This is a genomic window from Streptomyces xanthii (genome assembly GCF_014621695.1).
GTDB classification, from domain to species: Bacteria; Actinomycetota; Actinomycetes; order Streptomycetales; family Streptomycetaceae; genus Streptomyces; species Streptomyces xanthii.
In genome coordinates this window covers 1,438,590-1,459,357 of record NZ_CP061281.1, presented here as the reverse complement: position 1 = coordinate 1,459,357, position 20,768 = coordinate 1,438,590, and the positions used below count along the sequence as shown (strand labels likewise).

Annotated in this window: 23 protein-coding genes; 22 read left to right on the top strand and 1 reads right to left on the bottom strand. The window is 72.4% G+C overall.

Going from position 1 to position 20,768, the window contains the following annotated elements:
• Nucleotides 1-92 precede the first annotated feature (92 nt).
• The 15 genes from IAG42_RS06775 to IAG42_RS06705 all read left to right on the top strand — a co-directional run bounded on the left by IAG42_RS06775 (nucleotide 93) and on the right by IAG42_RS06705 (nucleotide 13,491).
• Nucleotides 93-1,091 (top strand): sugar ABC transporter substrate-binding protein, encoded by a 999-nt coding sequence (locus tag IAG42_RS06775; protein ID WP_188336120.1) that lies wholly within the window; start codon nucleotides 93-95, stop codon nucleotides 1,089-1,091.
• A 140-nt stretch (nucleotides 1,092-1,231) separates the two neighbouring features.
• Entirely contained in the window at nucleotides 1,232-2,236 is a 1,005-nt protein-coding gene (locus IAG42_RS06770) for a sugar ABC transporter substrate-binding protein (protein ID WP_188336119.1), read from the top strand.
• A complete protein-coding gene (locus tag IAG42_RS06765) occupies nucleotides 2,233-3,300 on the top strand; it encodes an ABC transporter permease (RefSeq protein WP_188336118.1) in 1,068 nt (355 codons plus the stop codon). The genes IAG42_RS06770 and IAG42_RS06765 overlap by 4 nt, the downstream gene beginning before the upstream one ends.
• Entirely contained in the window at nucleotides 3,297-4,133 is an 837-nt protein-coding gene (locus IAG42_RS06760; protein WP_188336117.1) for an ATP-binding cassette domain-containing protein, read from the top strand. Before IAG42_RS06765 ends, IAG42_RS06760 begins: the two co-directional genes overlap by 4 nt.
• A 277-nt stretch (nucleotides 4,134-4,410) precedes the next feature.
• A complete protein-coding gene (locus IAG42_RS06755) occupies nucleotides 4,411-5,538 on the top strand; it encodes an ROK family glucokinase (RefSeq protein WP_188336116.1) in 1,128 nt (375 codons plus the stop codon).
• Nucleotides 5,539-5,584: 46 nt separating this feature from the next.
• On the top strand, nucleotides 5,585-6,163 hold the full coding sequence (locus tag IAG42_RS06750; RefSeq protein WP_188336115.1) for a sugar kinase: 579 nt from the start codon (nucleotides 5,585-5,587) through the stop codon (nucleotides 6,161-6,163).
• Nucleotides 6,164-6,173: 10 nt separating this feature from the next.
• On the top strand, nucleotides 6,174-6,704 hold the full coding sequence (locus IAG42_RS06745; protein WP_188336114.1) for a nitroreductase family deazaflavin-dependent oxidoreductase: 531 nt from the start codon (nucleotides 6,174-6,176) through the stop codon (nucleotides 6,702-6,704).
• Nucleotides 6,705-6,796: 92 nt separating this feature from the next.
• A complete protein-coding gene (locus tag IAG42_RS06740; RefSeq protein WP_188336113.1) occupies nucleotides 6,797-7,198 on the top strand; it encodes an STAS domain-containing protein in 402 nt (133 codons plus the stop codon).
• 91 nt (nucleotides 7,199-7,289) lie between these two features.
• Entirely contained in the window at nucleotides 7,290-8,117 is an 828-nt protein-coding gene (locus tag IAG42_RS06735; RefSeq protein WP_188336112.1) for a hypothetical protein, read from the top strand.
• Nucleotides 8,101-9,201, top strand: coding sequence for a PP2C family protein-serine/threonine phosphatase (locus IAG42_RS06730; RefSeq protein ID WP_188336111.1), 1,101 nt, complete (start codon nucleotides 8,101-8,103; stop codon nucleotides 9,199-9,201). Before IAG42_RS06735 ends, IAG42_RS06730 begins: the two co-directional genes overlap by 17 nt.
• Nucleotides 9,202-9,210: 9 nt before the next feature.
• A complete protein-coding gene (locus IAG42_RS06725; RefSeq protein ID WP_188336110.1) occupies nucleotides 9,211-9,831 on the top strand; it encodes a MarR family winged helix-turn-helix transcriptional regulator in 621 nt (206 codons plus the stop codon).
• 109 nt (nucleotides 9,832-9,940) lie between these two features.
• A complete protein-coding gene (locus IAG42_RS06720; RefSeq protein ID WP_188336109.1) occupies nucleotides 9,941-11,464 on the top strand; it encodes an FMN-binding glutamate synthase family protein in 1,524 nt (507 codons plus the stop codon).
• A gap of 14 nt (nucleotides 11,465-11,478) precedes the next feature.
• A complete protein-coding gene (locus IAG42_RS06715) occupies nucleotides 11,479-11,655 on the top strand; it encodes a hypothetical protein (protein WP_188336108.1) in 177 nt (58 codons plus the stop codon).
• Nucleotides 11,656-12,099: 444 nt separating this feature from the next.
• Nucleotides 12,100-12,675 (top strand): HIG1 domain-containing protein, encoded by a 576-nt coding sequence (locus tag IAG42_RS06710; RefSeq protein WP_188336107.1) that lies wholly within the window; start codon nucleotides 12,100-12,102, stop codon nucleotides 12,673-12,675.
• A 147-nt stretch (nucleotides 12,676-12,822) separates the two neighbouring features.
• On the top strand, nucleotides 12,823-13,491 hold the full coding sequence (locus tag IAG42_RS06705) for a class F sortase (protein WP_188336106.1): 669 nt from the start codon (nucleotides 12,823-12,825) through the stop codon (nucleotides 13,489-13,491).
• Between the two features lie 13 nt (nucleotides 13,492-13,504).
• Here the strand turns inward: IAG42_RS06705 and IAG42_RS06700 are convergent, their stop codons facing one another.
• On the bottom strand, nucleotides 13,505-15,235 hold the full coding sequence (locus IAG42_RS06700; protein ID WP_188336105.1) for an FAD-dependent oxidoreductase: 1,731 nt from the start codon (nucleotides 15,233-15,235) through the stop codon (nucleotides 13,505-13,507).
• Between the two features lie 282 nt (nucleotides 15,236-15,517).
• Here IAG42_RS06700 and IAG42_RS06695 point away from each other — a divergent pair, with 282 nt between their 5' ends.
• The 7 genes from IAG42_RS06695 (at nucleotide 15,518) to IAG42_RS06665 (ending at nucleotide 20,742) form a co-directional block, all read left to right on the top strand.
• Nucleotides 15,518-16,642 carry a SchA/CurD-like domain-containing protein gene (locus IAG42_RS06695; RefSeq protein WP_188336104.1) on the top strand — a complete coding sequence of 375 codons (1,125 nt, stop codon included), beginning with the start codon at nucleotides 15,518-15,520 and terminating at the stop codon, nucleotides 16,640-16,642.
• 64 nt (nucleotides 16,643-16,706) lie between these two features.
• Entirely contained in the window at nucleotides 16,707-17,111 is a 405-nt protein-coding gene (locus IAG42_RS06690; protein ID WP_188336103.1) for a cupin domain-containing protein, read from the top strand.
• Nucleotides 17,108-18,376, top strand: a complete 1,269-nt coding sequence (locus IAG42_RS06685; protein WP_188336102.1) for a beta-ketoacyl-[acyl-carrier-protein] synthase family protein — start codon at nucleotides 17,108-17,110, stop codon at nucleotides 18,374-18,376. Before IAG42_RS06690 ends, IAG42_RS06685 begins: the two co-directional genes overlap by 4 nt.
• A complete protein-coding gene (locus IAG42_RS06680; protein ID WP_188336101.1) occupies nucleotides 18,373-19,620 on the top strand; it encodes a beta-ketoacyl synthase N-terminal-like domain-containing protein in 1,248 nt (415 codons plus the stop codon). Before IAG42_RS06685 ends, IAG42_RS06680 begins: the two co-directional genes overlap by 4 nt.
• A 26-nt stretch (nucleotides 19,621-19,646) precedes the next feature.
• Complete coding sequence (locus IAG42_RS06675) at nucleotides 19,647-19,907, top strand: acyl carrier protein (RefSeq protein WP_188336100.1); 261 nt, start codon at nucleotides 19,647-19,649, stop codon at nucleotides 19,905-19,907.
• Nucleotide 19,908: 1 nt separating this feature from the next.
• Nucleotides 19,909-20,385, top strand: coding sequence for an SRPBCC family protein (locus IAG42_RS06670; protein ID WP_188336099.1), 477 nt, complete (start codon nucleotides 19,909-19,911; stop codon nucleotides 20,383-20,385).
• A gap of 24 nt (nucleotides 20,386-20,409) precedes the next feature.
• Nucleotides 20,410-20,742, top strand: coding sequence for a TcmI family type II polyketide cyclase (locus IAG42_RS06665; RefSeq protein WP_188336098.1), 333 nt, complete (start codon nucleotides 20,410-20,412; stop codon nucleotides 20,740-20,742).
• Nucleotides 20,743-20,768: the final 26 nt, after the last annotated feature.

The following is a 20,768-nucleotide window of genomic DNA, read 5'->3' as shown; positions in this document are numbered from 1 at the left end:
GAATGTTCTGACAATTCCATTGACCGCGCCGCGCGGCCCCCGCTACAAAATCCTCCAGCCGCACGGGGCGGCGGAGGAGAGGTGGCTCGACCATGCTCACGACGCGTACGGCCCGTACGGCCGCGGCCCTCGTCGCGGTGATCGCGCTCGCCGCCGGATGCAGCGGCTCGGGCGGCAAGGACTCCGAGGACAAGAGCGAGGGCGCACAGGGCGGCAGGGCCGTCGACACCCCGCGCCTCAAGATCGCGATGATCACGCACTCCGGCGAGGGCGACACCTTCTGGGACATCGTGCAGAAGGGCGCGAAGCAGGCCGCCGCGAAGGACAACGTCGACTTCCTCTACTCCAACGACAAGGAGGCCAAGGGGCAGGCCGAGCTGGTCCAGGCCGCGATCGACAAGAAGGTCGACGGGATCGTCGTCACGCTCGCCAAGCCCGAGGCCATGGAGGCCGTCCTCAAGAAGGCGGAGCAGGCGGGCATCCCGGTCGTGTCGATCAACTCGGGCTCCGAGTTCTCCGCGAAGTTCGGCGCGCTCAGCCACATCGGCCAGGACGAGAGCGTCGCCGGCGAGGCCGTCGGCACCCAGCTCGGCAAGGAGGGCCGCAAGAAGGTCCTCTGCGTCATCCACGAGCAGGGCAACGTCTCGCTGGAGCAGCGCTGCGCCGGCGTCAAGAAGACCTTCGACGGCAAGGTCGAGAACCTGAACGTGGACGGCACGAACGCACCCAGCTCCCAGTCCTCCATCGAGGCCAAACTCCAGGCCGACCCGTCGATCGACGCCGTCGTCGCGCTCGGCGCCCCGATCGCCGCGCTCGCCGTCAAGGCCAAGGACGACGCGGACAGCAAGGCGGAGATCGCGACCTTCGACCTGAACGCCGAGGTGGTGCGCCGCCTCAAGGCGAAGGAGGTCGGCTTCGCCGTCGACCAGCAGCCCTACCTCCAGGGCTATCTCGCCGTCGACGAACTGTGGCTCTACAGGACCAACGCCAACGTGCTGGGCGGCGGCAAGCCCGTCCTCACCGGCCCCGCGCTCGTCACCGGGAAGGACGTACCGCGCCTGGAGAAGTACACCGCGCGCGGTACCCGGTGAACGGATGCATGATCCCCGTGACCCATACTTGTGCGTTTGGGACCGCGAAGCGGTCCCCGGGGACCGGTGAACGGTCCGCTGGGACGGGCCGCGCGCCGGTCCCGGTGAACGACGCAGCAGACCAAGAAGGGCACGGCCTCGTGGCACGGTTTCGGACCTGGGTGAGCATCGCCGTAGCGGGGGCGCTCGGCCTCTCGCTGGCGGGATGCAGCAGCACCGGCGGCAAGCGGGCGGAGGACGCCCGCAAGGCCAGTGCCGCGCGGGGCAAGGCGGCGGTGAGCACCCCGCGCTGGACCTTCGCCATGATCACCCATTCGGGCGATGGCGACACCTTCTGGGACATCGTCCAGAGCGGGGCCGAGGAGGCCGCGCGCAAGGACAACATCAACTTCGTCTACTCGCACAACGACGAGGCCCAGCAGCAGGCGCAGCTCGTGGACGCCGCCGTCGACAAGAAAGTCGACGGCATCATCGTCACACTCGCAAAGCCCGACGCGATGAAGGCGGCCGTCGCCCGTGCCCGCAAGGCCGGCATCCCCGTCATCACGGTGAACTCCGGCTCGGCCGAGTCCAAGAAGTTCGGCGCCCTCACCCATATCGGGCAGGACGAGACGATCGCGGGCGAGGCCGTCGGCGAGGAGCTGAACGAGCGCGGTCGCAAGAAGGCCCTGTGCGTCCTGCACGAGCAGGGCAACGTCGGCCACGAGCAGCGCTGCGCGGGCGCCAAGTCCACCTTCGACGGCAAGATGGCGAACCTCTACGTCGAGGGCACGAACATGCCCGACGTGCAGTCCGCCATCGAGGCCAAGCTGCAGTCCGACAAGTCGATCGACTCGGTCGTCACGCTCGGCGCCCCGTTCGCCGCCACCGCCGTCAAGGCCAAGCAGGACGCGGGCAGCAAGGCCGAGATCGACACCTTCGACCTCAACGAGAAGGTCGCCCAGGGCCTGAGGAGCGGCGACCTCGGCTTCGCCGTCGACCAGCAGCCCTATCTCCAGGGGTACGAGGCCGTCGACCTGCTCTGGCTCTACCGGTACAACGCCAATGTGCTCGGCGGCGGCCGGCCGGTCCTCACCGGCCCGCAGATCGTGACCAAGGATCAGGCCGCCGAGCTGGAGGAATTCGCGAAGCGGGGGACACGATGACCACCACGGTTCCCGAGAAGCAGCCCGGGCGCGAGCCCGCGGAGCGACTCGACGAACGCCTGATCAAGACCTCGCCGCTGAAGAAACTGATGGGGCGGCCCGAGCTCGGCTCCGTCGTCGGCGCCATCGCGGTCTTCGTCTTCTTCTCGGTCTTCGCCGACAGCTTCCTGCGAGCCTCCAGCCTCGCGACCGTCCTCTACGCGTCCTCGACCCTCGGCATCATGGCCGTACCGGTGGCGCTGCTCATGATCGGCGGCGAGTTCGACCTGTCGGCCGGTGTCCTCGTGACCTCGTCCGCGCTGGTCTCGTCGATGTTCAGCTATCAGATGACGGCCAACACCTGGGTCGGCGTCGGCGTCTCGCTCCTGGTCACGCTCGCCATCGGCGCGTTCAACGGCTTCATGCTGACCCGGACGAAACTGCCCAGCTTCATCATCACGCTCGGCACCTTCCTGATGCTGACCGGCATGAACCTGGGCTTCACCAAGCTCATCAGCGGCACCGTCTCCACCAAGTCGATCTCCGACATGGAGGGCTTCGAATCCGCCAAGGACGTCTTCGCCTCCACGTTCACCATCGGCGGCGTCGACTTCAAGATCACCATCCTGTGGTGGCTGGCCCTCGTCCTCGTGGCCACCTGGCTGCTCCTGCGCACCCGGGTCGGCAACTGGATCTTCGCGGTCGGCGGTGACGTGGACGCGGCCCGCGCGGTCGGCGTCCCGGTCAACAAGACCAAGATCGGCCTCTACATGGGCGTCGCGTTCGGCGCCTGGATCTCCGGCCAGCACCTGCTGTTCTCGTTCGACGTCGTCCAGTCCGGCGAGGGCGTCGGAAACGAGCTGATCTACATCGTCGCGGCCGTCATCGGCGGCTGCCTCATCACCGGCGGATACGGCTCGGCGGTCGGCGCCGCCATCGGCGCGCTGATCTTCGGCATGACCAGCAAGGGCATCGTGTTCGCCGAGTGGAACTCGGACTGGTTCAAGTTCTTCCTCGGAGCGATGCTGCTCCTCGCGACCCTGCTCAACGCGTGGGTCCGCAAGCGCGCGGAGGCGATCAAGTGAGCGAGAAGAACAGCGAGCAGCCGAACGTGCCGCTGGTCGAGCTGGCCGGGGTCAGCAAGTACTACGGCAACATCCGGGCGCTGGAGGACGTCTCGCTCACCGTGAACGCGGGGGACATCACCTGTGTCCTCGGTGACAACGGCGCGGGCAAGTCCACCCTCATCAAGATCATCGCGGGGCTGCACCAGCACGACGCCGGCTCGTTCGCCGTCGAGGGCGAGGAGACGAAGCTCGCCAATCCGCGCGACGCGCTCAACCGGGGCATCGCCACGGTCTACCAGGACCTGGCCGTCGTACCCCTGATGCCGGTGTGGCGGAACTTCTTCCTCGGCTCCGAGCCGACGAAGGGGAGCGGGCCGTTCAAGCGGCTCGACGTCGACTTCATGCGCCGCACCACCCACGCGGAGCTGCTCCGCATGGGGATCGACCTGCGCGACGTGGACCAGCCGATCGGCACGCTGTCCGGCGGCGAGCGGCAGTGCGTCGCCATCGCCCGGGCCGTCTACTTCGGCGCGAAGGTGCTCGTGCTCGACGAGCCGACCGCGGCGCTCGGCGTGAAGCAGTCCGGGGTCGTCCTCAAGTACGTGGCGGCGGCGCGGGACGCGGGGCTCGGCGTGGTGCTCATCACGCACAACCCGCACCACGCGTATCTGGTCGGCGATCACTTCATCCTGCTCAAGCGCGGGGCGATGTTCGGCAGTCATGCGCGGGACGAGATCTCGCTGGACGAGCTGACCCGGCAGATGGCCGGGGGCAGCGAACTGGATGATCTCCGTCACGAACTGGAGCGGGCTCCGGCTCCACGGCACCTCGGGGGACCGGACGCCGCGTAGCCGCCCTGGGCGGAGGCGGGATCTCGGCCGCGGCTCCGGTGGGGGCTGGTCGCGCAGTTCCCCGCGCCCCTGGAAGGCTGCGGCTTCGCCGCGCCTTCCCCCGATGAAAGGCGCCGTGCGCCTTGATCGGGGAAATGCGCCCGAAGGGCATGCATTTCAGGGGCGCGGGGAACTGCGCGAGAAGCCCCACCGGCCCGCGGCCGCGACACGGCGGCGACGCCCCCCGGGCCGTGGGCGTCCCGCGAAAGAGGGCGCCCCGCGTGGCAGAATCGCGGCAATGAGTACCTACCGTGGCAGCGCCCGCGCGACCGTCCTGCGAACGGTCGGCACGAGGGAACGACGCTCGCACCTGACCGCCCCCCGCGTCCCCACGGTCGGCATCGACATCGGCGGCACCAAGGTGATGGCCGGCGTCGTCGACGCCGACGGCACCATCCTGGAGACGCTGCGCACCGAGACCCCGGACAAGTCGAAGAGCCCGAAGGTCGTCGAGGACACCATCGTCGAGCTCGTCCTGGACCTGTCCGACCGCCACGACGTGCACGCGGTGGGCATCGGCGCCGCGGGCTGGGTCGACGCGGACCGCAACCGCGTCCTGTTCGCCCCGCACCTGTCCTGGCGCAACGAACCCCTGCGTGACCGTCTCTCCGGCCGCCTCTCGGTCCCCGTGCTCGTCGACAACGACGCGAACACCGCCGCCTGGGCGGAGTGGCGCTTCGGCGCCGGGCGCGGCGAGGACCACCTCGTGATGATCACGCTCGGTACGGGCATCGGCGGCGCGATCCTGGAGGACGGCCAGGTCAAGCGCGGCAAGTTCGGCGTCGCCGGTGAGTTCGGCCACATGCAGGTCGTCCCCGGCGGGCACCGCTGCCCGTGCGGCAACCGTGGCTGCTGGGAGCAGTACAGCTCGGGCAACGCGCTGGTCAGGGAGGCCCGCGAGCTGGCCGCCGCCGACTCCCCGGTCGCGTACAACATCATCGAGCGGGTCAAGGGCAACGTCCCGGACATCACGGGCCCGCTCATCACCGAGCTGGCCCGTGAGGGCGACGCCATGTGCGTCGAGCTGCTCCAGGACATCGGCCAGTGGCTCGGCGTCGGCATCGCCAACCTCGCCGCGGCCCTCGATCCGTCCTGCTTCGTCATCGGCGGCGGCGTCTCCGCGGCCGACGACCTGCTGATCGGTCCGGCCCGCGACGCGTTCAAGCGCCAGCTGACCGGCCGCGGCTACCGCCCCGAGGCCCGCATCGCCCGCGCCCAGCTCGGCCCCGAGGCCGGCATGGTCGGCGCCGCCGACCTGGCCCGGCTCGTCGCCCGCCGCTTCCGCCGCGCCAAGCGCCGCCGCGTGGAACGCTACGAGCGATACGAGCGTTACTCCCAGGCCCGCACCGGCGCCGACCAGGGCTGACCGGCCGGCCGACCGAGACCGTAGTGAAGTGACAGGAACCCCAGCGATGACCACGTCCCGCCCGTCCCCGGACCCCGACGCGGAGCCGCCGCGCGAGGCGGAGGCCCGCGGCCATGTGATCCGCCGCCGCGCCCTCACCCTCCTGACCATCGTGCTGCTCATCGGCATCCCCGCCGGCTACCTGGTGATCTCGGCGAACCAGAGCCGGGACAGCGGCAAGGACAAGGAGGAGAAGTACTCCGCGACGGGCCTCACCGTCGGCTGGCCGTCCCGGGTGCAGCGCCGCCTGTACGAGATACCCGTACCGGCGTACTCGCGCAACGTCGCGTACTACGAGACGAACAACTACAAGGTCAGCCGCCTGTACGCGCAGTTCCTCACGAGCAACACGGGACTCGACACGTTCCTGCGCAACGTCGGCTCCGACCCGTCGAAGCTGAAGCGGGACGACGAGGCGATCGGCGCCCGCGACCGGCACGTCGCCGGCTGGGACTTCACCGGTCCCGGCCCCTGGTACGGCCTCACGCACGACCAGAAGAACCCCGCGCCCACGCTCAGCGTGGTCGTGAACCGGTCGAACCCCGACCACCCGATGGTCTTCGTCGTCTCGACGACCCACCCCTGACCGGCGCGCGATGACGGCGGGCGGGGACCGGGACGGAGCCGGGTGGGACCCGGAGCGGCGCCGGCCCGCGCTGCCGCGCGGCCTCCGCCGCCGCCTCGCCCGGCTGCCCGTCGGTCTCTTCCGCGTCGGACTCGGCCCCCTGTTCGGCGGGCGCCTGCTCCTGCTGCACCACAAGGGGCGCGTGTCGGGCCTCGACCGCACGGTGGTGCTCGAGGTCGTCGCGTACGACCCGGCCCGCCGCAGCTGGATCCTCGCCTCCGGGTTCGGGCCCCGCGCCGACTGGTACCGGAACCTGCGCGCAGAACCGCGGACCGTCGTCCAGGTCGGCAACCGCCGCTACGCGGTCACCGCCCGCTTCCTGACCGAGCGCGAGGGCGCCGAGATCATGGCCGAGTACGCGCCGCGCCACCCGCGCACCGCCCGCAGGCTGTGCGCCTTCATGGGCTTCGAGGTCGACGGCAGCGCGGCGGCCTACCGGCGCGCGGGACGCGGCATCCCGTTCGTCCGCCTGGTCGCCGAGCCGGGGCAGCGGCTGCCCTGACCCGGCGCGTGCGGTGTGGGACGCCCCGGGATGGGCAGGCGCGCAGAGGTGGGCCCGCGACCGGACGTCGGCCCCGGGACCGAGGGGGAAGCGTGGTGCCACCGCGACCGGCTGACAGCGCGCACTGGGAGGACGGCGGCGTCCTCGTCGTCGACGTCGCGGGCGAGTTCGACGCCGACCGGGCGGAGCGGCTGTGCGAGCCCCTGCTGCGGATGACCCGGATCGGCCGGCGGCACTTCGTCGTGGACCTCGCGGCGGTCGACGCGGTGCGCTCCGACGGCGCCCTGCGCTTCGCCGAGGCCGCCCTGCGGCTCGGGGCCGCCGGCGCCGTCCTCGCCGTGGTCGCCGGCACCGCCGTGCGCCGCGCCCTGCTCGCCGCCGGCGCGGGACGCGTGAGCGGCGGCCTGCACGCCACCCGCGCCGACGCCCTCGCCGCCTGCCGGTCCCGGGCCGCCGGCGGCCGCGGCCGGCCGACCCCGGACTCGATCGGGTAACGGACCCCGAGCCGCGCGGGCCCCACGCCGACCTTTGCATAGGCTAAAGCCGAACTTTTTGGAACAGTGAGGACGGCCGGAGGGCACGGCGGTGGCAGCGAGTCAGCGGGGGTCCGGCCGGGCCCGCCCGGCGCGCGAGCCCTGCCTCGCGGACCGGATGCGCGCGGCCCTGTGGGGCCCCGCGGAGTTCGTCGGTCCGCCCGGCCCCGGCCTGCTCGCGCACGGCCTCGCGGTCGGGGCCGCGGGCACCGGGGCCGTCACGGCGGCGGGCGCGGTCGGCATGTGGGCGGGCCCGCCGGTCCTCGCCCGCGGCGAGGCCGGTCTCATGGTGGTCGCCGCCCTCGTCGTGTACCTCGCCGTCCTGCGCGCCGGGCGCGCCCTCGTCGGCATCGTCGCCGTGCTCGGCGTGTGCCTGACGCTGACCGTGCCGCAGGCCGCCGCCGGCCTCGCGCTCGCCGAGCGCGGCCGCGTCGAGCAGGCCAAGGTGGCCTCCGTGGAGCGGGTGCCCGGCCACCGCCGTTCCTTCTGCGAACTGGTACCTGAGTCGCCGCACGCCCCGCCCGGCACCCGGATCTGGCGCGGCTGCACCGCCGCCACCGGACCCGGCGACGACCTCACGATCGTGTACGACCCGCGGGGCCGCGCCCCGCTGCGCGGCTCCGCCCAGCCGCACGAGCGTCGGGCGACCGCCCTGCGGCTGGCCGCCCTGGCTCTGGGCGTCGCACTGATGTCCGCGCTCGCCGTCGTACGGTCCTTCCGGCTGACGGCGTCGACCGCGCAAGCTGAGACGCACAGGAAGACGCACCGGAAGACGCAGGGGCAGCCGGAGGGCCGGACGCCGGGGGAGTGGCAGCGAGGGACGCAGGGCGGAACACAGGGGGACACCGATGACCGGAAGCGACATGACCGAGAAGGCTGAGCGGGCCGGCGGGTCCCGTGTGCTCTTCGCGCTGCCCTACGGCGTGATGGGCCTGGCCACCGCGGCCGAACTGCTGACCCCGCCCGGCTTCGGCATGCTGCCGCTGCTCTCGCTCGGCCCCGCCTTCGCCGGACTCGTCGGCACCCGCTGGCGCACCGCGTGGATCGGCTCGCTCGCCGGCCTCATGTGCCTGCTCCTGGCCCTGTACGACGGCCAGTTGGGCCGTCGCCGCATCTCCATCGCCCTGGTCTGCGTCGCCGGAGTGACCGCGGCCGGACTCGTCGCGGCGGTGCTGCGCGAGCGCCGCGACGCCGAGCTGGCGAGCGTCCGCTCCATCGCGGAGGTCGCCCAGCGGGTGCTGCTGCGGCCCGTGCCCCGGGTCGCGGGCCCGCTGCGCGTCGCCGTGTCGTACACCTCGGCCGTGGCGCAGGCCCGCATCGGCGGCGACCTGTACGAGGTCGTGGCCGCGCCCGGCGGCACCCGGGTCCTCATCGGCGACGTCCAGGGCAAGGGACTCGAAGCGGTGGAGACGGCGGCGCTGATCCTCGCCGCGTTCCGCGAGGCCGCGCACGACGACCCGGACCTCGACGGGCTCAGCCGGCGGCTGCGCCGGGCGGTGGACCGCGAGCTGCACGGCGAGAAGTTCGTCACCGCGCTGCTCGCGGAGGTGACCGGGGAGGGCCGCGAGGTGACGTTCCTGAACTTCGGTCATCCGGCGCCGATGGTGGTGCGCGCCGACGGCAGGCCCCTGTTCCCGGAGCCGCCCCGGTTCGCGCTGCCGCTCGGCCTCGGCGTGCACGGCGGGGACGAACCGGAGCCGTTCCGCGTCGCGTTCGAGCCCGGCGACCAGATCCTGCTCTACACGGACGGGGTGAGCGAGGCCCGTGACGCGGCGGGCCGCTTCTATCCCCTGGACGAGCGCACGGAACTGCTCAAGGCGGCCGACCCGGAGGCCGCCCTGGAGGAACTGCGCACCGATCTCGTCCGCCACACCGCGGGCCCCCTCCACGACGACGCGGCGATGCTCCTCCTGCGCCACCGGGACGCGGGCCCGGACCCCCGGCCGGCCGGCGACGCAGGATAGAAAGGTCCCATGCCCAGGAAACCGGCTCCGGCGGAGCACGACCCCAGCCCGGAGCACCCCGGACGCCCGGAGCGCGCGGCCGAGGCCGGCCCGGAGCGGGGCGCCGGTCCGGCGCTGGCCGGAGCCGGGCTCGACGACGTGGACGCCGTGACACGCGCCGTGCTGACGGCGTCGCGGGTGCTCGTCGCGCTCTCCGCCCGTTCCCTCGCCGAGGTCGAGGACGGGGTGACGCTCCCTCAGTTCCGCATGCTGGTCGTCCTGTCGACGCGCGGTGCGACCAAACTCGTCGCGCTCGCCGACCTGTTGGGGGTCGCGCCGTCGACCGCCATGCGCATGGTCGACCGGCTCATCGCGGCCGGGCTAGCCGACCGCCGGATCAACCCGGACAACCGCCGCGAGACCATCCTCCAGCTCACCGACGAGGGCCGGCGCACGGTCGAGGACGTCACCGCGCGCCGCCGCCGGGAGATCGCGGCGATCGTCCAGCGCCTGGCCCCCGAGCGGCGTGCCGCGCTCATCGACGCGCTGACCGCGTTCAACGAGGCGGTCGGCGAACCTCCGGTGCCGCTCGCCGACGACGCGGCCGGACCGCCGCATCCGCTCGGCTGGGGCGAGCCCGGGTCGGGCTGAGCCCGGGGCCCGGCGCGCCTGAACCATCGCCCCTCGCGCAGCGTCTCAGCATGTGGCCTCTACGATCGCCCGCGGGGGCCACGACGTCAGTCCAGGAGAGGAACCTTTCATGCGTGCTCGGAGTATCGGTGCGGCGGCGGTCACGGCAGTGGCCCTGGTGGCGGCCCGGGACCTCGTCCAGAAGAAGCACGCGCTGCTGAGGAACTTCCCCGTCATCGGGCACGCCCGGTACCTGCTGGAGACGATCGGCCCCGAGCTGCGGCAGTACGTCGTGACCTCCAACGAGGAGGAGCGCCCCTTCAGCCGCGACCAGCGCACCTGGATCTACGCGTCGGCGAAGGAGGAGAACAACTACTTCGGCTTCGGCACCGACGTCGACGTCGAGCACATCCAGGGGCACGCGTACGTGAAGCAGCGCACGTTCGCCGGGCCGCTGCCCGATCTGCACGACCCGCAGGCCCCGCTGCCCTCGGCCAAGGTCCTGGGCGGCCCGCGCGGCCGTGCCAAGGCGTTCCGTCCCGCGAGCGTCGTGAACATCTCCGCGATGAGTTTCGGCTCGCTCTCCGGCGCCGCCATCACCGCGCTCAACAAGGGCGCGGCGCTCGCCGGCACGATGCAGAACACGGGCGAGGGCGGCCTGTCCCCGTACCACCGCAACGGCGGCGACCTGATCCTCCAGATCGGCACCTCGTACTTCGGCTGCCGCGACGAGAACGGCATGTTCGACCTCGACAAGCTCAAGGAGGTCGTCGCCGGAGCGCCCGTCAAGGCCATCGAGATCAAGCTGTCGCAGGGCGCCAAGCCGGGCCTGGGCGGCATGCTCCCCGGCGCGAAGGTCACCCCCGAGATCGCGGCCATACGCGGTATCCCGGCCGGCAAGGACTGCGCGTCCCCCTCCCGGCACACCGCGTTCCACGACGTCGACTCGATGCTCGACTTCGTGGAGCGGATCGCGGACGCGACCGGTCTGCCGGTCGGCATCAAGAGCGCGGTCGGCGAGATGGACTTCTGGCAGGAGCTCGCCACGCTGATGTCGCGCGGCGACCGCGGCGTCGACTTCGTCACGATCGACGGCGGCGAGGGCGGCACCGGCGCCGCCCCGCTCATCTTCACCGACTCGGTGTCGCTGCCCTTCCGCATGGGCTTCTCCCGCGTCTACAGCACCTTCGCCGAGCGTGGCCTGACCGACTCCGTCACCTTCATCGGCTCCGGCAAGCTCGGCCTGCCCGAGAACGCCGCCGTCGCCTTCGCCCTCGGCGTCGACATGATCAACGTAGGGCGCGAGGCGATGCTGTCCATCGGCTGCATCCAGGCCCAGAAGTGCCACACCGACAAGTGCCCCACCGGCATCGCCACCCAGGACCCCTGGCTGGTGCGCGGCGTCGACCCCGCCTCGAAGTCCACCCGGGCCGCCGTCTACCTGCGCACCCTGCGCAAGGAACTCCTGAAGGTCTCGGGCGCCGTCGGCGTCGCCCACCCGGCGCTCATCACCGCCACCGACATCGAGATCATGAACGGCGACTACGACGCCCGCACCCTCGCGAGCGTCTACGGCTACAAGGACGGCTGGGGCGAACTCGGCGAGGACCTCGCCCGCGAGATCACCACGCTTCTCACCGGGCAGGAGAAGTAGGACCGCCGGACCTCGTGCTCGACCCGCCGCACGGCGTGGGCCCGCTGCGGCTCGGCGTCCAGGCGCTCGCCGAGGAGGGGGCCGTCGTGACGGCGGTCGAGCTGTGGCGGCCGGGGGAGGGGCGGGTCTCCACCAGCCTGCCGCGCCATGTCACCCCGGTCCTGGTCGGCGCCGAGGACCACTACGCCTGACGGAGCCCGCTCCGGACCAAGTGGCCACGGTCCGCGCACAGTTGACCCGCCCTCAAGGCGGATGGAGCCGCGCTCCCTCCCCGGCCCCCTCCGTGTCCCCCTCCTCGGCCTCCCCCCCCCGGACGGACCGTCAGCGAACGGGATGCCGGGCCGGGCGTTCGGGGGACGGGCCGTGGGCAGTCGTGTCGCCGCCGATCGGGTTGTCCAGCGCGACGCGCCGCAGAGTGCGTACGACTTCTCACACGCCGTTAAATGCCTGCTCAGGGCGGGTGGCTGGGCCGGGCCGGGCCAGGGCCGGGATCCGGCGCAAGGCCCCGGCAGGGTGATCCGGGCGGACGGCTCGAGTGGTGCGCGGGTCGGGACTGGCCGACGGTGATCACGCCGGGGCTGGTCACACAGCTGACATGAGGTCAGCGGCCTGGCCACGGCGGAAGGAAACCGACGATGCGTTCTGCCCGCATTCTCCTCGCCACCGCGACGGCCACGGCCGCGCTCGCCATCGCCGCGCCCGGCGCCTTCGCCGCCTCCGGGGGCGACTGGAACAACAACGACGACTCTTCCTACAGCAAGGAGCACGACAAGGACAGCGACCACGGCAAGCCGCACGGCGGGATGCACACCGGCGGCGGCGCGCTGACGGCGGTCCAGGGTGACGACTGGCAGAAGGACAAGGAGAAGGGCGGCTCCGACTCCGGCGGCGACGAGCGCAAGGACTGGGGCGGCGGCGAGGAGCACGGCAAGCCGAGCGGCGGGATGCACACCGGCGGCGGCGCGCTGACGGCGGACAAGCCCGACGACTGGACCAAGGACAAGGAGAAGTACGACCCCGAGACGTACAAGAACGACAGCGGCAACGAGTCCTGGGGCGGCTCCGACCACGAGAAGCCGACCGGCGGCATGCACACCGGTGGCGGCGGGCTCGCGAACCCGGGTGTCACGGCCGGCGGCCTGGCGGTCCTCGGTGTCGCCGCGGCCGGACTGTACGCGATGCGCCGCAAGAGCGCGTCCGACCTGTCCTGACCGGTGCCTGTCATAGCGGCCGGGGCCGCCGCCTGAACCTCGCGCGGCGGCCCGGCTGGCCCCTCCCGCATCTCCGCCCGGCCGTTCCGGGCCGGTTCCTCCCGCTCTTCCGTACTTCCTTTCCGCTTGTTCTCGAGGTGGTCTCTGATGGCAGCCCGGTCGCCTTCCCCCGCTGAAACCGATCCCGCGCCGCCCGGGCAGCGGTCCCGTCCCGGCGTCTGGGTCGCCTGGGCCCTCGGCCTCCTCGTCCTCGGGACGAGCCTGTTCGGCGGGCACGACGAACCGCCCGCGCCCTCGGGCACGACCGGCTCCTCCGCGACGCACGCACCGGCCTCGGCGGCCCCGCGCGCCACCGGCAAACACCTGCCGCGGGCCCGGCCGAAGCGGCTCCTCATCCCGAAGATCGGCGTCGACGCCCCCTTCACCGGCCTCGCCATCGGCCCCACGGGCCAGCTCGAACCGCCGCCCGCCGACGACACGAACCTGGTCGGCTGGCAGGCCGACGGAGTGTCACCGGGCGAGGTGGGCACGGCGATCATCGCCGGGCACGTCGACACGAAGACGTCCCCCGCGGTGTTCGCGAGCCTCAGCGACCTGAAGAAGGGCGACCGGTTCACCGTGAAGCGGTCCGACCGGCGGACCGCCTCCTTCGTCGTGGACAGCGTCGAGACCTTCGCGAAGGACGACTTCCCCGACAAGCGCGTGTACGCGGACACCCCGCAGGCCCAGGTCCGGCTGATCACCTGTGCCGGTGACTACGACCGCTCGGTGCGGGACTACACCGACAACCTCGTCGTCTTCGCCCACCTCGTCTGAGCCGGACGGACCCTCAGGTGCGGGCCAGGACCGCGGTGAGCGCCTCCCGAAGCGCCGGCTCCGGGTCCGCCACCGGCCCTTCGGACCGCCACGCGACGAATCCGTCCGGACGGACCAGTACCGCGCCGCCCCCGCCGACGCCGTGCGCCTCGGCCCAGTCCGTGTCGGACGCGGGCGTCAGCTCGGCCGCGGGACCGGTGCCGATCCGGTACGCGTCGAGGGGGACGGACAGCTCCGCCGCGAGGCGCCGCGCCGCCGCGTGCCAGCCGGCGTCGGTCCCGTCGCCGCTGTCCTCCGAGCTGAGGAGCACGAGCGAGCGCTCGTACAGGTCGAGGGTGGAGATCCGGTCCCCGGCGCGGTTCAGCCACAGGTGCGGGGCGCGGGTTCCGGGCTCGCCCGCCAGCCGTACGCCGTCGGGCACGACCGGGGCCGCCGGGTCGGTGCCGAGGACCGCGCCGCGCGGATAGCGGTAGGCGAGCGCCACGTTGAGGATCCCGCCCTTCCTGCCACCGGGACCGCCACCCGGGCCACCAGGGCCGCCAGGGCCGCCGGGGCCGCCGCCGGGACCGCCCGCACCGCCGGCTTCCGGGCCGGGCGTGTAGCCGGGGTGGCTGTGCTCGACCGAGCGCGAGGACGCCCGCGCGCTCGTCGCCTCCGCGACCGGCCGGCGCTCCGCGTCGTACGTCTCCAGCAGGCCGGGCCCGGCCCAGCCGCCCAGTACGGCGGCCAGCTTCCACGCGAGGTTGTGCGCGTCCTGGATGCCGGTGTTGGAACCGAACGCCCCGGTGGGCGACATCTCGTGGGCCGAGTCCCCGGCGAGGAACACCCGGCGCTCCCCGTACCGTTCGGCGACCCGCTCGGCCGCGTGCCACGCGGCCCTGCCGGTGATCTCCACGTCGAGGTCCGGCACCCCGACGGCCCGCCGGATGTGCGCGACGCACCGCTCGTCGGTGAACTCCTCCAGCGTCTCGCCGTGTTCGGGGTGCCACGGCGCGTGGAAGACCCAGTGCTCGCGGTTGTCGACGGGCAGCAGCGCGCCGTCCGCCTCCGGGTCGGTGAGGTAGCACACGATGAAGCGCCTCTCGCCCACGACATCGGCGAGAGCGCGCGAGGTGAACGTGACGCTCACGTTGTGGAACAGGTCGCCCGGGCCGCTCTGCCCGATGCCGAGGTGCTCACGGACCGGGCTGCGCGGCCCGTCCGCCGCGACCAGGTAGTCCGCGCGGACGGTCGTGTGCTCGCCGGTGTCCCGCGCCTTGAGCCGAGCGGTCACCCCCTCGGCGTCCTGCTCGAACGACATCAGCTCCGTGCCGTAGCGCAGGTCGCCGCCCTGCTCCCGGGCGCTGTCGAGCAGCACCGGCTCCAGGTCGTTCTGGCTGCACAGGCACCAGCCGCTCGGGCTGAAGCGGGCGAGCCCGCCCCCGGGGTCGATCTCCTTGAACAGCCACTCGCCGGCGTCCCCCACCAGCGTCGGTGTCTGGAGGATGCCGTGGTTGCCGGCCAGGACCGACGCCGCCTCCTCGATGCGCCGCTGCACCCCGGCCACCCGGAACAGCTCCATCGTGCGCACGTTGTTGCCGCGCCCGCGCGGGTGGATCGACGTGCCCGAATGGCGCTCGACGAGCATGTGCGGGACGCCGAGACGCCCCAGGAACAGCGAGGTCGACAGGCCCACGAGGGAGCCGCCGACGATGAGGACGGATGTGTGCTGCACGGCCTCGGGGGCCTCGTGCGAACGGGTCATGTGACTGCCTCCAGCGTCACCTGCGACGTGAGTGAGGGATTTCGCCCACATTGCACGCCGCGCTGTACCACTTCGCGCGTCGGAAGCACCTACCGGGCACCTATTTCACCCGACCGGACCGTGCGGTTCGCGCGACGCCGGGACCCGCGTCGACGATCGGCACATGGCGACCGCGCTGTCCCGGACGCGCCGGCCGCACCAGACCCTCGACGAGGAGTCGCACCAGACCCTCGACCGGGCGTCGCACCAGACCCTCCACGGCAAAGAGAGAGGCGTGCCGGTATGTCCATCTCAGGACGCATATCGCAGTCGGCGTTCGACGGTTCCAGGCTGCGGGTGATCCTCCTGCTCGACCTGTACGAAGGGGCCCAGCAGCAGTTCCTCGACGCGTACGAGCACATGCGCAACCAGGTCGCGTCGGTGCCCGGTCACCTCAGCGACCAGCTGTGCCAGTCGATCGAGAACCCCTCGCAGTGGCTCATCACCAGCGAGTGGGAGAGCGCGCCGCCGTTCCTCGCCTGGGTGAACAGCGAGGAGCACGTCGAGACCGTCCGCCCGATGCACAACTGCGTCCGGGACACCCGCTCGATGCGCTACAGCATCCTGCGCGAGACCACCCCCGCCGGGCCGACCACCCCCGAACCGGCGGCGGCGACCACGCAGGCGGTGGCCCGGGTCGGCGACGGCGCGGCGCGCCACGCCCTCACGTTCACCGTCAAGCCGGGCTCCGAGTCCAAGGTCGCGGAGATCCTCGCCGCGTACCGGTCGCCCCAGGCCCAGGTCGACGACACCACACGGCTGCGCCGCACCTCGCTGTTCATGCACGGCAACCGCGTCGTGCGCGCCGTGGAGGTCGAGGGCGACCTCCTCGCGGCGCTGCGCCACGTGGCCCGCCAGCCGGAGATCCGGGCCGTCGAGGAGGCCGTCAACCCGTACCTGGAGCAGGACCGCGACCTGACCGACCCCGAGTCGGCGCGCGTCTTCTTCACCCGGGCCGCGCTCCCCGCCGTCCACCACGTCGTGTCCGACCGCCCGGCCCCCGAGGGCCTGAGCCGGCACGCGCTGCACTACCCGGCCAAGGAAGGCCGCGGGATGGACCTGGCCCGGCTGCTCGCCCTCCAGGACGCGGCCGCGGCCGACGACCCGCACAGCCCCGTGTACGCGTCGACGGTCTTCCAGCGCGACGACATCGTGGTGCGCCTCATCGACATCACGGGCGAGCTCGACGCGGACCCCGTCGCGTCCGTCGGACTCAAGGGCCTGGAGCGGGACGGGGAGGCCGAGCGCCTCATCGACCTCGCCGCGATCGGCGTGGAGGGCTCCCTGCACACGGAGCGCAACATCAACCGGCTCCTGTCGCACATCGACATGACGCCGGTCACCGACCGCAGCTCGGCCGACTCCTGACGCACCGCCGCCGGCGTCCGCGGGCCGGGCCCGCCACGCCACCACTCACCCGGAGGTATCACGCATGATCAAGCATCCACGCATCGTGGACCTGAGCGAGACCGAGCCCAACCGCCGGCGCGGAGGTGACCTGCGGGCCATGCTCACGCCCGCCACGGTCGGCTCCACCAGCGGCTTCATGGGCCTCGCCCTGATCCAGCCCGGAGAGCGCATCGGCGAGCACTACCACCCGTACTCCGAGGAGTTCGTGTACGTCGTGCAGGGCGCCCTCGAGGTCGACCTGGACGGCGAGACGCACGAACTGCGCCCCGACCAGGGGCTGCTCATCCCGATCGACGTGCGGCACCGCTTCCGCAACGTCGGCGACGTGGAGGCCCGCATGGTCTTCCACCTCGGCCCGCTCGCCCCGGAGCCGCGCCTCGGACACGTCGACACCGAGGAGCCCGAGCCAAGTGAGGTCATAAGGTGACCCGGCGGGTGGCGGTCACCGGCGTCGGCGTGGTGGCGCCCGGGGGAATCGGCGCCACGGCGTTCTGGGACCTGCTCTCCAACGGCCGGACGGCGACCCGCGGCATCACGCTGTTCGACCCGGCGGGCCTGCGCTCGCGGATCGCCGCCGAGTGCGACTGGGACCCGGACGCCCACGGCCTGCCCCTCGACGTGCGCGACCACACGGACCGGTACATCCAGTTCGCGGTCGCCGCCGCCGGCGAGGCCGTACGCGACTCCGGACTCGACACCGGCCGCGAGGACCCCTGGCGGATCGGCGTCTCCCTCGGCAGCGCCATCGGCGGGACCACCCGCCTGGAGCACGACTACGTCCTCGTCAGCGAGCGCGGCAAGCGCTGGGACGTGGACCACCGCGCGGCCGAACCCCAGCTCCACCGGGCCTTCTCGCCGAGCACGCTCGCCGCGGTCGTCGCCGAACAGTTCGGCGCGCAGGGCCCCGTGCAGACCGTCTCCACCGGATGCACCTCCGGACTCGACGCGGTGGGCTACGCCTTCCACACCGTCCAGGAGGGCCGGGCCGACGTCTGCATCGCGGGCGCCTCCGACTCCCCGGTCTCACCCATCACGATGGCGTGCTTCGACGCCATCCGGGCGACCTCGCCGAACAACGACGACCCCGAGCACGCCTCCAGACCCTTCGACGCGGACCGCAACGGCTTCGTCATGGGGGAGGGAGCGGCGGTCCTCGTCCTGGAGGAGGCCGGGCACGCCCGCGCGCGCGGCGCCCACGTGTACTGCGAGATCAGCGGCTACGCCACGTACGGCAACGCGTACCACATGACCGGTCTGACCAGCGAGGGCCGGGAGATGGCCCGGGCGATCGACACCGCCCTCGGCCAGGCCCGGCTCGACCCCACGCTGATCGACTACGTCAACGCCCACGGCTCCGGCACCCGGCAGAACGACCGGCACGAGACGGCCGCCGTCAAGCTGTCGCTGGGCGCCCACGCCTACGACACCCCGATGAGCTCCATCAAATCCATGGTGGGCCACTCCCTGGGCGCGATCGGTGCGATCGAGGTGGCCGCCTGCGTCCTCGCGCTCCAGCACCAGGTGGTGCCGCCCACCGCGAACTACGAGACGCCCGACCCCGAGTGCGACCTGGACTACGTACCGCGCACCGCCCGCCCCCGGAAGCTGAGGAACGTGCTCTCCGTCGGCAGCGGATTCGGCGGCTTCCAGTCCGCGGTGCTCCTGGCCGGGCCAGGCGGGAGGACACGATGAGCGGTCGACGCGCCCGGCGCGCGGTCATCACCGGCACCGGTGTGATCGCCCCCAACGGACTGCACGCGGACGCCTACTGGAAATCCGTCCGGGAGGGCCTGTTCGTCCTGGACCGGATCACCCGCGAGGGCTGCGGGAACCTGCCGCTGCGCGTCGGCGGCGAGGTCCGCAGCTTCGACGCCGAGGACCACATCGAGGAGCCGTTCCTGGTCCAGACGGACCGGTTCAGCCACTTCGCCATGGCCGCGGCGGCCCAGGCCCTCGACGACGCGGGCATCGGACGCGGGGCGCCCGACGACCCGTACTCCATCGGCGTGTTCACCGCCGCCGGGTCCGGCGGCGGCGAGTTCGGCCAGCGCGAACTGCAGAAACTGTGGGGCCAGGGCTCCAAGTTCGTCGGCCCCTACCAGTCCATCGCCTGGTTCTACGCGGCCAGCACCGGCCAGATCTCCATCTGGAGCGGCTTCAAGGGACCGTGCGGAGTCGTCGCCAGCGACGAGGCCGGCGGCCTGGACGCCGTCGCACACGCGGCCCGCGCCGTGCGGCGCGGCACCGAGGCCCTGGTCGTCGGCGCCACGGAGGCCCCGCTCGCCCCGTACTCGATGGTGTGCCAGCTCGGCTACCCCGAGCTCAGCACCGCCGAGGAACCCGAACGCGCCTATCTGCCCTTCACCACGGCGGCCCGCGGGTTCGCGCCCGCCGAGGGCGGCGCCGTCCTCGTCGTGGAGGAGGAGAACCGCGCCCGCGAGCGCGAAGCGCCGCTGCGCGCCGTCGTCGCCGGACACGCCGCCACCTTCACGGGCGCGTCCCGGTGGGAGCGCTCCAGAGAAGGCCTCGCGCAGGCGATCCGCGGCGCCCTCGACGAGGCCGGCTGCGCGCCCGAGGAGATCGACGTCGTGTTCGCCGACGCCCTCGGCGTCCCGGAGGCCGACCGCGCCGAGGCCCTGGCCCTCGCCGACGCCCTGGGCGCCCACGGCACCCGCGTCCCCGTCACGGCCCCCAAGAGCGGCATGGGGCGCGCCTACTGCGCGGCGTCCGTGCTGGACGTGGCGGCCGCCGTGTACGCCATGGAGCACGGCCAGATTCCCCCCACGCCCAACGTGTTCGACATCTGCCACGACCTGGATCTGGTGATGTCCCGCGCTCGCCCCGCCGAGCTGCGCACGGCCCTGGTCCTCAGCCGGGGACTCATGGGCTCCAACGCGGCGCTCGTAGTGCGCCGCTGCGACGGATCCGCCCTATAGCACCGGGCGGGAAGGAGAACACCCGCATGATCACCACCGAAGTCACCTACGAGGAACTGGCCGGCCTGATGAAGAAGGCCGCCGGCATCACCGTCGACCCCCAGGAACTCGCGCAGGACCCCGACGCCCCCTTCGACGCGCGCGGCATCGACTCGCTCGGCCTCCTCGGCATCGTCGGCGAGATCGAGAACCGGTACGGCCGGTCGCTGCCCCCCGACTCGGAGCGCTGCAAGACACCCCGCGCGTTCCTCGACCTCGTCAACAACGCCCTCAAGGCTGGAGCCTGACATGGCACGCACCGAGAACAGCATCACCATCGACGCCCCCCTCGACCTCGTCTGGGAGATCACCAACGACATCGAGAACTGGCCGCGGCTCTTCAGCGAGTACGCGTCCCTCGACGTCCTCTCCCGCGACGGCGACACGACGACGTTCCGGCTGACCATGCACCCGGACGACAACGGGAAGGTGTGGAGCTGGGTCTCGGAGCGGACCGTGAACCGCGCCGAGCGGACCGTGCGCGCCCGCCGCGTCGAGACCGGCCCCTTCGCCCACATGAACATCCGGTGGGACTACGCGCAGACCCCGGAAGGCACCCGCATGGACTGGGTGCAGGACTTCGCGATGAAGCCCGAGGCCCCCGTCGACGACTCCTGGATGACGGACAACATCAACCGGAACTCCGCCACGCAGATGGCCCTCATCCGCGACAAGATCGAGAAAGCCGCGCGGGAGCGGCAGAAGGCGCCCGCGACGCCGCGCTGACGGCCCGGCGAGGAAGGAAACCCGATGCACCACTCCCTGATCGTCGCCCGCATGGCGCCCGGCTCGGCGCCCGCGATCTCCGACGTGTTCGCCGCCTCCGACAGCGGTGAACTCCCGCACCTCATCGGTGTCGACCGGCGCAGCCTGTTCCAGTTCGGCGACGTGTACCTGCACCTCATCGAGTCCGAGCGGGACCCCTCGCCCGCCATCGCGAAGATGGCCGGGCACCCCGAGTTCCGCAGCGTCAGCGAGCAGCTGTCGGCGTACGTCAGCGCGTACGACCCGACGACCTGGCGCAGCCCCAAGGACGCCATGGCGCACTGCTTCTACCGCTGGGAGCGGAGCGCCCCGTCCTGACCGGGCGCCCGGGAACGACACGAGGC

What these genes read in the sequence shown, in the direction of transcription:
- IAG42_RS06745 (WP_188336114.1), top strand. Translation starts at nt 6,174, where the DNA reads ATGACGGCGGGCGGGGACCGGGACGGAGCCGGGTGGGACCCGGAGCGG.
- IAG42_RS06700 (WP_188336105.1), bottom strand. Translation starts at nt 15,235, where the DNA reads ATGACCCGTTCGCACGAGGCCCCCGAGGCCGTGCAGCACACATCCGTC.
- IAG42_RS06765 (WP_188336118.1), top strand. Translation starts at nt 2,233, where the DNA reads ATGACCACCACGGTTCCCGAGAAGCAGCCCGGGCGCGAGCCCGCGGAG.
- IAG42_RS06755 (WP_188336116.1), top strand. Translation starts at nt 4,411, where the DNA reads ATGAGTACCTACCGTGGCAGCGCCCGCGCGACCGTCCTGCGAACGGTC.
- IAG42_RS06725 (WP_188336110.1), top strand. Translation starts at nt 9,211, where the DNA reads ATGCCCAGGAAACCGGCTCCGGCGGAGCACGACCCCAGCCCGGAGCAC.
- IAG42_RS06775 (WP_188336120.1), top strand. Translation starts at nt 93, where the DNA reads ATGCTCACGACGCGTACGGCCCGTACGGCCGCGGCCCTCGTCGCGGTG.
- IAG42_RS06720 (WP_188336109.1), top strand. Translation starts at nt 9,941, where the DNA reads ATGCGTGCTCGGAGTATCGGTGCGGCGGCGGTCACGGCAGTGGCCCTG.
- IAG42_RS06750 (WP_188336115.1), top strand. Translation starts at nt 5,585, where the DNA reads ATGACCACGTCCCGCCCGTCCCCGGACCCCGACGCGGAGCCGCCGCGC.
- IAG42_RS06680 (WP_188336101.1), top strand. Translation starts at nt 18,373, where the DNA reads ATGAGCGGTCGACGCGCCCGGCGCGCGGTCATCACCGGCACCGGTGTG.
- IAG42_RS06690 (WP_188336103.1), top strand. Translation starts at nt 16,707, where the DNA reads ATGATCAAGCATCCACGCATCGTGGACCTGAGCGAGACCGAGCCCAAC.
- IAG42_RS06730 (WP_188336111.1), top strand. Translation starts at nt 8,101, where the DNA reads ATGACCGAGAAGGCTGAGCGGGCCGGCGGGTCCCGTGTGCTCTTCGCG.
- IAG42_RS06695 (WP_188336104.1), top strand. Translation starts at nt 15,518, where the DNA reads ATGTCCATCTCAGGACGCATATCGCAGTCGGCGTTCGACGGTTCCAGG.
- IAG42_RS06665 (WP_188336098.1), top strand. Translation starts at nt 20,410, where the DNA reads ATGCACCACTCCCTGATCGTCGCCCGCATGGCGCCCGGCTCGGCGCCC.
- IAG42_RS06675 (WP_188336100.1), top strand. Translation starts at nt 19,647, where the DNA reads ATGATCACCACCGAAGTCACCTACGAGGAACTGGCCGGCCTGATGAAG.
- IAG42_RS06705 (WP_188336106.1), top strand. Translation starts at nt 12,823, where the DNA reads ATGGCAGCCCGGTCGCCTTCCCCCGCTGAAACCGATCCCGCGCCGCCC.
- IAG42_RS06670 (WP_188336099.1), top strand. Translation starts at nt 19,909, where the DNA reads ATGGCACGCACCGAGAACAGCATCACCATCGACGCCCCCCTCGACCTC.
- IAG42_RS06710 (WP_188336107.1), top strand. Translation starts at nt 12,100, where the DNA reads ATGCGTTCTGCCCGCATTCTCCTCGCCACCGCGACGGCCACGGCCGCG.